Below are 12,220 nucleotides of genomic sequence, written 5' to 3' on the forward strand. Positions count from 1 at the left end.
GATGGCCGCAACGGAAGACATGGCGGCGGCCGCGGCAAAAGCCGCAGCCAAGCGCAAGGTTGCCAGCCTTGCCTTCTGGTCGATCGTCATCGCCTTCCTGGTGATGGGGCTGAAGTTTGTCGCCTGGCAGATGACCGGCTCCGTCGCCCTCTATTCCGACGCGCTGGAATCGATCGTCAACGTCATCACGGCGACCGCCGCTCTCTGGGCCATCCGCATCAGCCACAAACCAGCCGACAGCGACCATCCTTTCGGTCATCACAAGGCTGAATATTTTTCGGCGGTGCTCGAGGGCGTGCTGATCGTCGTGGCGGCGATGCTGATCATAGCCAAGGTGTGGCAGTCGCTGCAGAACCCGGCATTGATCGAACAGCCCTGGGAGGGCTTGATGATCAACGGCGGCGCCGCTGTGGTCAACGCCGCCTGGGCCTTGGTGCTGATCCGCAACGGCCGCGCCGAACGATCGCCGGCATTGGTCGCCGACGGTCAGCATATCATGACCGACGTGCTGACTTCGGTCGGCGTCATCGTCGGCCTTGTTGCCGCGGTGATGACCGGCTGGCGGATCCTCGACCCGCTGCTTGCGCTGCTCGTGGCGCTGAACATCCTCTACCAGGGCTGGAAGCTTACCGGAGAATCGCTGAGCGGCCTCATGGACCGCGCGGTGGATACGCAGGAGCATATGCGCATCCGCGACATCATCTCGGCCAATTCGAAGGGCGCGCTTGAGGTGCACGACCTCAAGACGCGCATCGCCGGCCGCGCCACCTTCATCGAATTTCACATGGTCGTCGACGCCGGTATGACGGTGGGCGACAGCCATGTCATCTGCGACCGCATCGAGGACGCGCTGAAGGCCGAAATCCCCTCGGTCCGCGTCACCATCCATGTCGAGCCGGACGATGAGGCGAAGCTGCCCAAGGGCACGACGGCGGTGCCGTTCGCTTGATCTCGAGCAAGGTCTGTTGATGCGAGAACCGGAGCGGAGCGTACTTGAAGTACGTGAGCACCGGAAGCGCAGGAAGTTGCCGTTCGCAGGCCGGCATCACCTGAAACGACAGACCTTACGGTGCGCAGGCCGACTGCGGCATTGGGTTCAGCCGATAGACCTTGTCGTCGGACTTCGTCTTGCCATCCGCCGCCTTCGAGCAGAGATCGACGATGGCAAGCGCGCTGTTGGGGTTGGCCAGCATCATCGTGCCGTTGACGCCGCGCTTGAGGAAAATCTCCTTCTGGGAGACGTCGCAGGCAAAATCGCTCATCTTCGAGCTTGCCGCGCAGCGCCACTGGTCGGCCTCGCCCTGGCAGGAATAGGTCTGCGTGACCTTGCCCGTTTTCAGCCTGGTCGTCACCGAAACGGCGATGTCGGCGCCGTCCGGCCAGTTGGCCACATCGCCGCCTGAAGCGTAGGAGGCGAGTTCGACCGGCCCGCGGAAAACCCGGATCGACTGCGTCACCTGGTCGGGGTGCGATTTCAGATGCGCGGCATCGTAGTCGCGGCCATAGCAGAAGGCCTGGTCGGGCTGCAGCCGCTCCCGCAACGGCGCCCCGAGCGCCGGATCGATCGGATCGATGCGCGCGAATTCCGCCTTGCAGGTCGCGGCCGGCATCGGGTCGAGGCGGAAATTGTCGTCCTCGCTGCCCAGCGCCTGCTTGTTGTACTGCGCCGTGCCGAGTTCCTCCTCCGCGCCGGCGTCGAGATAGACATCGGGCTGTACGTTGGAGACGATCAGCCGGCCTTTGTCGTCGACCTTGAGCGAAGCGAGCGTGCGGTCGCATTCCATGCCGCAATGGATCGGGCCGCTCTTGCCGTCCTCGGATTGACGATTGCACCAGCCTGCTGCCCATTCCGGCTTCTTGGTGCCGCGCACCGTGGTGGTGAGAAAGCCATCATAGGCGGCGCCGCCAAACGTGCTCGGCTCCTCGTTCGGCCGGCTGACCGGATCGTGGCCATAGTAAAAGAAGATGCGCGCCACCTTCTGCTTTGGATGCGCCTTGAGGTGCGCCGCGTCGTAGACGCGTCCGAAACAGGCATCGGCGCCGTTGGGGCTGAGTTCCGTCAGCTTGGGAGTGTCGTCGGCAAGAGCCGCGCCGACAACGAACAATACAGCGCCAAGCGCCGCGCCCACCGCTATCCTCGACGTCATGTGACCCTCCTCCCACCGACAGGACGTGACTGCGATTCATGCTAGTCTAGGAGCAGTTCCGGGAAAAGCGTGTAACGGTTTTCCATAGGGAATTGCGTAGAAACAAATGGTTAGCGAGGCCGGGGCCACGCAAGGCCATAGTGCCCGGCTGGTGGAGGAAGAGCGATGCTGCGCCGAGATATTTTCCGTGTCGGTCTTGCCGGGGCCGCCGGCCTTTTCGGACTGCGCCAGATCAAGGCGGCTGCCGCGGAGGAGGAAAGGCTGAAGGTCGCCTATCACCTCAGCGACGTCGACAAGGCCAATTTCGTCCTGGGCAACATCAACAACCACTACGAAGGCACCGGCGGCAATGTCGACATCGTGCTTGTCGTGCATGGCCCGGCCCTTGCGGCCTTTAAGACCAAGGCCGCATCCGGCGCCACGTCCAGCCGGTTTGCCGGGCTGGTCCAGCAGGGGCTGGTTCCGCAAGCCTGCGGCAACACCATGCATGGCATGGACATCACGCTTGCCGACCTGCTCGCCGGCTTCCAGGTCGCCGACAAGGGCGGCGTCGTCAAGCTCGCCGAGCTGCAGCGCCAGGGCTATGTCTATCTCAGGCCCTAGAGTCCCGGGGTTACGACCGGGGGCTTGAATACCGGGGCGGCGAGGTCCTACCAAGGACGGGCGTAAATTCGGAGGATCGAAATGCCGGCGACCGCTAGCTCTGCCCTTGTCATCCCGGATCTCGCAGATAGAGCGGTGCTGGTCACCGGGGCTTCGACCGGCATCGGCGCCGCCCTTGCACTGGCCTATGCGAAGCAGAAATGCCGCGTCGCGCTCCACTACAATGCGAGCCGCGAGGCCGCCGAGACGCTCGCCAGCATCATCCGCGACCGCGGCGGCGAGGTCTTCCTCACCCAGGGTGATTTCTCGGTGTCCGCCGATGTCGAGCGTGTCGTCGAGGAGAGTGCCAGCCATTTCGGCCGCCTCGACGGGCTGGTCAACAATGCCGGCGGCATGCTCGGCCGGATTGCCTATGCCGAGCAGACCGAGGCGCATTACGACGCGGTGATGGACCTCAACGCGCGGTCCGTGCTCACCGCCTCGCGCAAGGCGATACCCTGGCTGAAGCGCCAGGGTGGCTTCATCGTCAACACCTCCTCGATCGCCGCCCGCAATGGCGCCGGCGGTGGTGCCGGTCTCTACGGCTCGGCCAAGGCCTTCGTCTCCAACGTGACCCGCGGCATGGCCAAGGAACTGATAGGCTTCGGCATCCGCGTCAACGCCGTGGCGCCGGGCACCATCGCCACGCCCTTCCACGAACGCTATTCGACCGATGAACAGATGAAGGGCATGGTCGCCACCATTCCGCAGGGGCGCGCCGGCACCGCCGAGGATTGCGTCGGCGCCTATCTGTTCCTGTCGTCCGACTTGTTGAGCGGCTATATCACCGGCCAGGTGATCGAGGTGAACGGTGGCCAGTTGATGCCGTGAGGCGCCGACTGCATACTCTTGTCGCGCAACCGTAAGGAGACATGGGCAAATGTACGGACTGATCGGCAAGATGCGGGCGGCGCGCGGTCAGCGCGATGCGGTCATGGACGTGCTGCGCGAAAGCACCGGCGCCTTGCCTGGTTGCCTGAGCTACATCATCGCCACCGACCCCGCCGATGCCGACGCGATCTGGGTCACCGAGGTGTGGACCGACCAGGCGAGCCACAAGACGTCCTTGCAATTGCCCGAAGTCCAGGCGGCGATCGCCAAGGCGCGGCCCTTCATCGCCGGTTTTGAGTTCCAGGTGGAGACCCATCCGGTCGGCGGCTTCGGCTTGCCCGCCGGCAACACCGGCTGACGCGCCCTGGAGCAACGCAAATCAGGACTTTTGCGCGGGAAATGGGTTCGCATTTGTCCCCGCCCGGTCTAAGAGCCGGGTATGGACTCCTCGCCGGAACAACCGCCCGTTGAACGCATGGCGCGACTCCGTCGGCCGCGGCAGTGGCTGGTGCTGCTGGCGCTCTCGCTGCTGTTCGCCGGCGCGCTGGAAGTCGCTGCTCTGCCGGCGGCGCTGCTGATCGGACCGATGCTGGCGGCGATCCTCGCCGGAACCAACGGCGCCACGGTGCGCGTACCGCGCCCCCTGTTCGGCTCGGCGCAAGCCGTCGTCGGCTGCCTCGTCGCCGCTTCGATCTCCGCCGACATCTTCCCCGTCTTCTACAAGGAATGGCCGCTCTTCCTTGGCGCCGTGATTGCGACCGTCGCCGCCTCCAGCCTGCTTGGCTGGCTGATCAGCCGCTGGCGCATACCGCCCGGCACCACGGCCGTCTGGGGCTCGTCGCCGGGAGCGGCCACGGCCATGGTGCTGATGGCGGGCGCCTTCGGCGCCGACCAGCGGCTCGTCGCCTTCATGCAGTATCTGCGCGTCATCTTCGTCTCGATGACCGCGGCGCTGATCGCCCGTATGTGGGTCGACACATCGGGCATCGAAGCCCCGGCCATCGTCTGGTTCCCGGCGATCGAATGGATGGCCTTTGCCGCGATGCTCGCTGTCGCGATTGTCGGCGGCCTGCTCGGCCGGCTTTGCCGGCTGCCGTCGCCGTTCTTCCTCGGCACCTTCATCTTCGGCACCATCGTCCATCTCGGCTTCGGCGTGGAGATGCAATTGCCGCAATGGCTGCTCGCCGTCAGCTACGCCCTGATCGGCTGGTCGATCGGCCTGAACTTCACCCGGCCGATCCTGCGCGACGCGACCCGCGCATTGCCGCAGATCATCGGCTCGATCGTGGCGCTGATCGCCTTTTGCGGCGGCATGGCATTCGTCATCAGCCGCGTGCTCGGCATCGATCCGCTCACCGCCTATCTGGCGACCAGCCCCGGCGGCATGGACAGCGTCGCCATCATCGCCGCCGCGGCGCAGAACGTCGACATTTCCTTCGTCATGGCGCTGCAGTCGGCCCGCTTCCTCGTCGTGCTGCTCGTCGGCCCGAGCGTGGCGCGGCTGGTGGCGAGAAGCATTAAGGAATAGGGCAAAGCGCCCGAACCTGCCTGGAAAGGCCCTTGTGCCGCCGACATCGGCAAGCTTCGCAAAACCGCGGACCGGGTCGGTTGCGGTTCAATCCAGCCGCTTCATCAGGTCCTCGTCCAGCCAGCGGCCGAAGAAATAGACCAGCTGCTTGTGCCACCATGGCCAGTCATGGCTGACATCGCCGCCCCAATAGTCGACCCAGGCGGGGATGGACTTGTCGCGCAGCACCTGTTCCAGTTCGCGCGTTTCGACCAGCATGCGCTCTTCCCAGGCGCCCTGCCCGCAGCAGAAGATCAGCCTCAGCGCCCGCAGCCGGCCGAGCAGCTTCTGGTCCACGATGCCCGGCAAATAGTCGAGCGGCGAGTTGAAGAAGATGCTGCCCTCGAGCGTCCGGCCGAAGAAATCGCGCGTCGAATAGACGCCGGACAGCGCAATGACGCCGCTGGCCAGCTCCGGAAAGCGGAAGACGAAGTTCGACGAATGATAGCCGCCCATCGAACAGCCAGAGAACAGCGGCTTCAGATTGCGCCCGCCATTGGCCTTGGCGGCAATCGCCCGCAGTTCCGGCAGTGCTTCCTCGCGCACATAGCGGAAATAGGCTTCATGACGCGCGATGCGCTGCGCAGGATCGCCATGTTTGTCGAAGAAGGATTCGGAATCGATGCCGTCGAGCGTGAACAGCTGGATGCGGCCTGTATCGATGAATTCGGCCAGCGCCCCCACCCCGCCGGAATCCTCGAACTGGTAGAAGCGCCCTTGCGAGGTCGGGAACACCACGACCGGCCGGCCGGCATGGCCGTAGCGCTTGTACTCCATGTCGCGGCCGAGATTTTTGGCAAATCCCTTGTGGTAGGAGACGTCCATCGCTCACGCCTTTTCCGCGTGGATATAGTCGACCGCCTGGCGCAGCGCCGTCTGGTCCTTCGAACGCATCTGGTAGGCGTAATTCCCCATGGCGCGGCTGAAAACCTCTTCGATGGCCTGGTGATGGACGATCTTGTCGCCATGGGCGGCTAGCACGTCCGCATGGCTGTGCAAATAGTGGAGGTGGCGTTTGCGGCTGGCGTAGGCGGTGAAATACTTGCCTTCGTAGGGTCCGCCGGCGGCGTCCTTGACCACCATGTCGGCCCATGCCGCATAGACGTCGACGTCGAACGTGTAGTTGATGGCATCCGTCATCCAGGCGCCCGGCGGGCGCATGTTGACCTCGAGCGCGATGACGCGCTTGTCCTTGGTCTCGAACAGCTCGATGTGGAAGAACCGCTCGCGGACGTCGAACGCCTTGAGGATTTTGCGGCCCGCCTCTTCCACCGCCGGGCTGATTTCGGGAAAGCAGGTGTAGCTCATGTGGCGGTCGCGGTTGACCACCTCCATGACGCTCTGGTCGTAGCGGTGGCTGGCCGCCAGCACCACCTCGCCGTCGCGGTTGACCAGACCGTCGAACGTCACCACCAGCCCCTCGATGAATTGCTCCATGACGAAGGTCACGCCCTCCGGTTTGTCCCGGAAGAACTGGTCGAGCTCCTTCGCATTGGAGATCTTGAATGTGTTCGAGGCGCCCGAGCCGGAATCAGGCTTCACCACCACCGGATAGCCGACACGGCGGATGAAGGTCATGGCGCCCGCCCGATCGGAGCATTTGCGCTGCGGAATGGTCTCGACGCCGCTCTTGCGGAAGAAGGCGCGCATGCGGCTCTTGCGCTTCAGGTTCTTCACGAAATCGAGCTTGGTGCCAAAGATATTGAAGTCGGTGCGGATGTTGGCTTCCAGCTCCAGCCAATGCTCGTTGAGCGACTCGAAACGGTCGATGCGCCCCCATTTGTGGATGAAATGGCCCATCGCCCGGAACACCGGCTCGTAGTCCTCCATGTCGGCGACGCGGTAATATTCCGACAGCGCCGCCTTCAGTTTTCCGCTCAGCGCCTCATAAGGCGCATCGCCGATGCCAAGCACGGTGGCGCCGGCCTTCTTCAGCCGATCGCAGAAGTCGGCGCCATTGGCCGGAAAATGCGGCGAGAAGAACACAAAATTCATGGATGGGCCTCCCCCGGCGTCGCTGCCTCGTCCGGCGAGTTTGGCGCATTTGCCGGACGTGGGGAAGAGCCTGGCCGCGCCGGCACTTGCCTCTCGAATGCTGCTCCTGTATGAGAACCGCCATGAACACGCGCGCCTCCTCTGTCGCTTCCCGTCCGACCGGCTTTGCCGGCGAGACCGTGCGCGCGCTTGCTTCCACTCTGCTTCTTCTCGGCCTTATCGGCGATCGCCGGGTTCGCTGAAGGAGCGCCCGGCGGTCGAAATCGCCGCTTACGCGCACGCTCCTTGGCCAGTTGGCAAGTCACATCAAGCGAACGAAACTTTGGTAAAGGCGCCGCTCGGCACCAATCCGTCTGAAGGCGGATCCGCGAGCCGCCGGGAGAGATGACGATGAACGCACGAGAAGACATTCAGGCTGACCATGCCGAGAAGGGCATGACGGACGCCGCCCGCAAATACCAACCCTACCCGACCGTCGGCCTCACCGATCGCACCTGGCCGTCGAAGGTCATCGACAAGGCGCCGATCTGGTGCTCGGTCGACCTGCGCGACGGCAACCAGGCGCTGATCGACCCGATGGGCCATGAGCGCAAGGCGCGCATGTTCGCGCTGCTGCTCGACATGGGCTTCAAGGAGATCGAGATCGGTTTCCCTTCGGCCTCGCAGACCGATTTCGATTTCGCGCGCTGGTGCATCGAGGAAGGCAACGTGCCGGCCGATGTCTCGCTGCAGGTGCTGGTGCAATGCCGCCCGGAGCTGATCACCCGCACCTTCGAGGCGCTGAAGGATGCCAGCAACCCGATCGTGCACTTCTACAACTCCACCAGCGAATTGCAGCGCCGCGTCGTCTTCGAAAAGGACGTTGCCGGCATCAAGCGCATCGCCACCGACGCCGCCAAGATGATCACCGACATGGCGGCAAAGGCCGGCGGCGGCTATCGCTTTGAATACTCGCCGGAGAGCTTCACCGGCACCGAGCTCGAAGTCGCGCTGGAGATCTGCAACGCGGTAACCGAGATCGTGAAGCCGACGGCTGAAAACAAGCTGATCATCAATCTGCCTTCGACGGTCGAGATGTCGACGCCCAACATCTACGCCGACCGTATCGAGTGGATGTGCCGCAATCTCGACAATCGCGAGAACCTGATCGTCTCGCTGCATCCGCACAACGACCGCGGCACCGGCATCGCCACCACCGAGCTCGGCCTGATGGCCGGCGCCGACCGCGTTGAGGGCACGCTGTTCGGCAATGGCGAGCGCACCGGCAATGTCGACATCGTCACGCTGGCGCTCAACATGTACACACAAGGCGTCGATCCTGAGCTCGATTGTTCCGACATCAACCGGATGAAGGACGTCTATGAATATTCGAACCAGCTGAAAATCCCGGAGCGCCATCCATATGTCGGCGAGCTGGTCTACACCGCCTTTTCCGGCTCGCACCAGGACGCCATCAACAAGGGCATGAAGGCGCTGAAGAAGGCCAACACGCCGCTCTGGGAAGTGCCCTATCTGCCGATCGACCCTGCCGATGTCGGCCGCACCTACGAGGCGATCATCCGCATCAACTCGCAGTCCGGCAAGGGAGGCATCGCCTATGTGCTGCAGGCCGACTACGGGCTCAATCTGCCGCGCAATCTGCAGATCGAGTTCAGCCAGGCCATCCAGGCGATCACCGACGCCGAAGGCAAGGAAGTGCCGGCCAAGCGCATCCATGAGCGCTTCCTCGATACCTATGTCGACCAGCCCCGCGCCCGGCTGAAATTCATCGACCACCAAACCTATCCCGACACCGAGGTGAAGGGCCGGCGCGTGATCGAGGCGGTGATCCTCGACAAGGGCAAAGAGGTGACCATCACCGGCACCGGCACCGGCCCGATCGATGGGTTCGTCGATGCGCTGTCGCGCCATGTCGGCGTCGAGATGTCGGTGCTCGACTATTCCGAACATTCGCTGCAGCGCGGCTCGAATGCCTCCGCCATCTCCTATGTCGAGATGGAGCACCCCGGCGGCAAGCTGTTCGGCGCCGGCATCAACACCAACATCGTCGCCGCTTCGCTGGAGGCTGTGGTCTCGGCCGCCAACCGCATCGTCGGCCGCAAGGCGGGCTGATCAATGCCTACCCGGAGCGTCGCACGTCCGCGGCGCTCCGCACGCATTGCGATACCGGCCCCGTTAACCATGGGCAATTATCCGGTGGCTTACGCGATAGCATAATACAAGTATGCTTGTGCGGCAGTCCCATCACTATATGATCGCGCCCTAACCTGTGCCGACTTCGAGAGGTTCGACACTTGCAGCATGCCACGCCTGCCGCCCCCGCAGTGCGCGAGACACTTGAGCGACTGCTTGCCAGCGAAACATTCGGACGCTCGGAGCGTGCCCGAAAGCTGCTGCGCTATCTGGTCGAGCGCGAGCAGGCCGGCGAAGGCGACCGGCTCAAGGGCTTCTCCATCGCCATGGATGTTTTCGGCAGGGACGGCGACTTCGACCCGTCGACCGATGCCGTGGTGCGCGTGCAGGCGGGCAGGCTGCGCGAGCTTCTGCAGCACTATTTCGCCAATGAAGGCATTGCCGAACCGGTGCGTATCGCCATCCCGCGCGGCGGCTATGTTCCCTCCTATGAGCTGAATGCCATTCGCCTGCCGGACGAACAAAGGCAGGCGGAGAGCGCCGCTTCGGCCATCGTCGCGCCGGGATTGCCCGAAGAACCCGGCCTTGCTCAGGCGCCGCTGATGTCGCCGCCTGCGGCTTCCGCGCCTGCTCCTTCGCTCACACGCCACCTGCGCTTTTTCTGGGGCGCGTTCGCCCTCGTCATCGCCATGCTGGGCGTGCTCATCCTTCGCCAGGGTGGCGATGCCTTGCTCGGCGGCGCGGATACCGCCTCGACGGTCGAGACGACGGCGACCAGCAGCGTCGCTTCGCCGCCGGCGGAGAACCTGCCTTTGATCTACATCGCCGTGAAGGCGGGCAGTCCGGAAGCTGCACGCGTCGCCGCTTCGCTGCGCTCCGGCCTTGCCGGTTTCGACACCATAGACTTCATTGGACGCGACGCCGACGGCACCCACGATCCGGCCGCCGACGCCACCAGCTTCGTATTCGACATCGTGCCTGGACCCACGCCGAGCGACGTAACGATCGAGCTGCAGAACGTCGCTACCGGCAGGGTGCTTCTGTCGCGCAACCTGACGGCCGAGGACAATGCGCCAGACGCCGTCGAGGACAGCGTCGCCAACATACTGACCTCGACCATTCCGGCCTCCGGGCCGATCTACGGCTATATCGATCAAGGCGGTCTCGGCACCGGCCTGACGCAATGCCTGGTGCTCAACGACAGATACTATCTCGATCAAAGCGCCACGACGCATGAGGCCGCCTACCGTTGCCTCGAGGATCTGGCCCGCCAGGGTGCACGATCGTCACTCGTCTATTCAGAGCTTGCCTCCCTGCATCTCGAGGCCGTCACCGATCACTACGCCTACCCCTCCGGCGCCACGATCGAGCAGGCGATGTCGTTTGCCCATCGTGCCGTGCAGATCGGCCCGACCAGCCCCTATGCGCATCGCGCCTATGGCTATCTCAATTCGCGCCTCGGCAATACGGATGAAGCGATACGCTGGATGCGCAAGGCCCACGAGCTGAACCCTTACGATCTCGGCATGGCCGCGGCCTACGGCTACGGCCTGGTCTTCGCCGGCAGGTACAGCGAAGGTACCCCTATCATGGCGCACGCCGTCGAGACCTTCAGCGGCCATCCGACATGGTGGGACTACGGACTTTTTGTCGGAGCATTCATGCTGGGCGATACGAGGCAGGCTGCCATCGCCAGTGAATCGTTGCGGACGACCGCAACCAAGTCGCATTATCTGGCCGCGCGCCTGATCGGCGCCAAGCTTGCCGGCCGCGACCAGTTGGCCGGCCAGTTGGTCGACGAACTCGTCGCCAAATTCCCGAAATTCGCCGCCGATCCGCGCGCGACCTTCGTCGACCGGAAATACCCCGCCGATCTCACCGACAGGTTGGTCCAAGCTTTGCAGGCAGCAGGCCTTGGTAACCCCAGCTAAATTGTATTAGACCGGCGCGACTGATCGCAGAAAATTTACTGACTGTTGCTCTGGACAAAGAGCAATCGAGCCACAATTTGACTACCGGGCGCCCGTTCGGTCGCTTGGGCTTGGACAAACTCATATATTTTCATGGATTCTTCCGTTTATGCCGCCGAACGGGGCGCCGGCTCGAAGGTTGTCGTTTTCCTGCACGGCTTTGGCGGGTGCCATGATGTCTGGCGCCGGGTGATCTCGACGCTGTCTCCCGGCCTGCGGACGCTTGCTTACGACCTTCCCGGCCACGGCCTTTCGCTCGGTGTCCCTGGCACATCGGCACGCTCCGCCGCCAAGGCCATTCTCGCCGACCTGGCGACACGCGGAAGGAAGAAGGTGCATCTCGTCGGCCATTCGATGGGCGGCGCGGTCGCGACCCTGATGGCGTTGAGCGAGCCCGAAAGGGTAGCCTCGCTGACGCTTCTAGCGCCGGGTGGATTTGGCACTGAGATCAACGGGCCGCTGTTGCGCCGCTATGCGGCTGCCGCCGGCAGAAACGAGGTCCGTACCTGTTTGGCCGCCATGTCCGGACCAGGGGAACTGCCCCCGGAAGACATTGTGGATACGCTTGCCGAGATGCGCGAACGCCCCGGTCAGGTGCAGAAGCTTGTCGAGATCGCCGCCGTCATGACCAGGGACGATCGGCAAGGCGCCATTCCGCGCGAACAGTTGGGCACGCTCGCCATGCCGGTGATGGTGGTCTGGGGCACGGACGACGCCATGCTGCCGGTTGCCCAGGCCAACGACTTGCCGGCGCAGTTTCACCTGCATCATGTGCTGGAAGCCGGCCATATGCTGGTCGAGGAAGCATCCGATCTGGTCGCTTCCGCCGTGCGTCGCAACACAAGTCGGCGCCCCAGGCGCTCGGCCATGGCGTAAGGGCGGCAAGGCTTAACCACCATCTCGGCAGTGCATTTTGCCGGCGACTGTGTTAACCC

At 63.9% G+C, this 12,220-nt stretch carries 11 protein-coding genes; 8 read left to right on the plus strand and 3 right to left on the minus strand.

Going from position 1 to position 12,220, the window contains the following annotated elements:
* The first annotated feature begins 1 nt into the window (after nt 1).
* Nucleotides 2-949 (plus strand): cation diffusion facilitator family transporter, encoded by a 948-nt coding sequence (locus PU724_RS01970; protein WP_127282246.1) that lies wholly within the window; start codon nt 2-4, stop codon nt 947-949.
* Nucleotides 950-1,064: 115 nt separating this feature from the next.
* Here the strand turns inward: PU724_RS01970 and PU724_RS01975 are convergent, their stop codons facing one another.
* Entirely contained in the window at nt 1,065-2,147 is a 1,083-nt protein-coding gene (locus tag PU724_RS01975; RefSeq protein ID WP_128275480.1) for a hypothetical protein, read from the minus strand.
* A 165-nt stretch (nt 2,148-2,312) separates the two neighbouring features.
* Between PU724_RS01975 and PU724_RS01980 the strand changes: the two genes are divergently transcribed.
* The 4 genes from PU724_RS01980 to PU724_RS01995 all read left to right on the plus strand — a co-directional run bounded on the left by PU724_RS01980 (nt 2,313) and on the right by PU724_RS01995 (nt 5,148).
* Complete coding sequence (locus tag PU724_RS01980; protein WP_320254098.1) at nt 2,313-2,750, plus strand: DsrE family protein; 438 nt, start codon at nt 2,313-2,315, stop codon at nt 2,748-2,750.
* An 81-nt stretch (nt 2,751-2,831) separates the two neighbouring features.
* Complete coding sequence (locus tag PU724_RS01985) at nt 2,832-3,620, plus strand: SDR family NAD(P)-dependent oxidoreductase (RefSeq protein ID WP_292099559.1); 789 nt, start codon at nt 2,832-2,834, stop codon at nt 3,618-3,620.
* A gap of 49 nt (nt 3,621-3,669) precedes the next feature.
* The gene (locus PU724_RS01990) at nt 3,670-3,978 is read left to right on the plus strand and encodes a putative quinol monooxygenase (protein ID WP_127282250.1); all 309 of its coding nucleotides are present in this window, start codon (nt 3,670-3,672) and stop codon (nt 3,976-3,978) included.
* A gap of 81 nt (nt 3,979-4,059) precedes the next feature.
* A complete protein-coding gene (locus tag PU724_RS01995) occupies nt 4,060-5,148 on the plus strand; it encodes an AbrB family transcriptional regulator (protein ID WP_354419392.1) in 1,089 nt (362 codons plus the stop codon).
* 87 nt (nt 5,149-5,235) lie between these two features.
* Here PU724_RS01995 and PU724_RS02000 read toward each other — a convergent pair whose 3' ends face one another.
* Together PU724_RS02000 and PU724_RS02005 are read right to left on the minus strand one after the other, a co-directional pair.
* The gene (locus PU724_RS02000; protein ID WP_292349533.1) at nt 5,236-6,012 is read right to left on the minus strand and encodes an esterase family protein; all 777 of its coding nucleotides are present in this window, start codon (nt 6,010-6,012) and stop codon (nt 5,236-5,238) included.
* A 3-nt stretch (nt 6,013-6,015) separates the two neighbouring features.
* Entirely contained in the window at nt 6,016-7,182 is a 1,167-nt protein-coding gene (locus PU724_RS02005) for an ATP-grasp domain-containing protein (RefSeq protein ID WP_127391191.1), read from the minus strand.
* Nucleotides 7,183-7,572: 390 nt separating this feature from the next.
* Between PU724_RS02005 and leuA the strand changes: the two genes are divergently transcribed.
* The 3 genes from leuA to PU724_RS02020 all read left to right on the plus strand — a co-directional run bounded on the left by leuA (nt 7,573) and on the right by PU724_RS02020 (nt 12,161).
* Nucleotides 7,573-9,294: a 2-isopropylmalate synthase gene (gene leuA, locus PU724_RS02010; protein WP_127282254.1), complete on the plus strand. Its 1,722-nt coding sequence runs from the start codon at nt 7,573-7,575 to the stop codon at nt 9,292-9,294.
* A 182-nt stretch (nt 9,295-9,476) separates the two neighbouring features.
* The gene (locus PU724_RS02015) at nt 9,477-11,246 is read left to right on the plus strand and encodes a tetratricopeptide repeat protein (protein WP_354419394.1); all 1,770 of its coding nucleotides are present in this window, start codon (nt 9,477-9,479) and stop codon (nt 11,244-11,246) included.
* A gap of 132 nt (nt 11,247-11,378) precedes the next feature.
* The gene (locus tag PU724_RS02020) at nt 11,379-12,161 is read left to right on the plus strand and encodes an alpha/beta fold hydrolase (RefSeq protein WP_354419395.1); all 783 of its coding nucleotides are present in this window, start codon (nt 11,379-11,381) and stop codon (nt 12,159-12,161) included.
* The last annotated feature ends 59 nt before the right edge of the window (nt 12,162-12,220 follow it).

It is taken from the genome of Mesorhizobium abyssinicae, from assembly GCF_049887195.1.
GTDB lineage: Bacteria > Pseudomonadota > Alphaproteobacteria > Rhizobiales > Rhizobiaceae > Mesorhizobium > Mesorhizobium abyssinicae.

Bases quoted from the DNA above. Each gene is read 5' to 3' on its own strand.
- leuA (WP_127282254.1), top strand. From the start codon at position 7,573: ATGAACGCACGAGAAGACATTCAGGCTGACCATGCCGAGAAGGGCATG.
- PU724_RS01990 (WP_127282250.1), top strand. From the start codon at position 3,670: ATGTACGGACTGATCGGCAAGATGCGGGCGGCGCGCGGTCAGCGCGAT.
- PU724_RS01975 (WP_128275480.1), bottom strand. From the start codon at position 2,147: ATGACGTCGAGGATAGCGGTGGGCGCGGCGCTTGGCGCTGTATTGTTC.
- PU724_RS02020 (WP_354419395.1), top strand. From the start codon at position 11,379: ATGGATTCTTCCGTTTATGCCGCCGAACGGGGCGCCGGCTCGAAGGTT.
- PU724_RS01995 (WP_354419392.1), top strand. From the start codon at position 4,060: ATGGACTCCTCGCCGGAACAACCGCCCGTTGAACGCATGGCGCGACTC.
- PU724_RS02000 (WP_292349533.1), bottom strand. From the start codon at position 6,012: ATGGACGTCTCCTACCACAAGGGATTTGCCAAAAATCTCGGCCGCGAC.
- PU724_RS02005 (WP_127391191.1), bottom strand. From the start codon at position 7,182: ATGAATTTTGTGTTCTTCTCGCCGCATTTTCCGGCCAATGGCGCCGAC.
- PU724_RS01985 (WP_292099559.1), top strand. From the start codon at position 2,832: ATGCCGGCGACCGCTAGCTCTGCCCTTGTCATCCCGGATCTCGCAGAT.
- PU724_RS01970 (WP_127282246.1), top strand. From the start codon at position 2: ATGGCCGCAACGGAAGACATGGCGGCGGCCGCGGCAAAAGCCGCAGCC.
- PU724_RS01980 (WP_320254098.1), top strand. From the start codon at position 2,313: ATGCTGCGCCGAGATATTTTCCGTGTCGGTCTTGCCGGGGCCGCCGGC.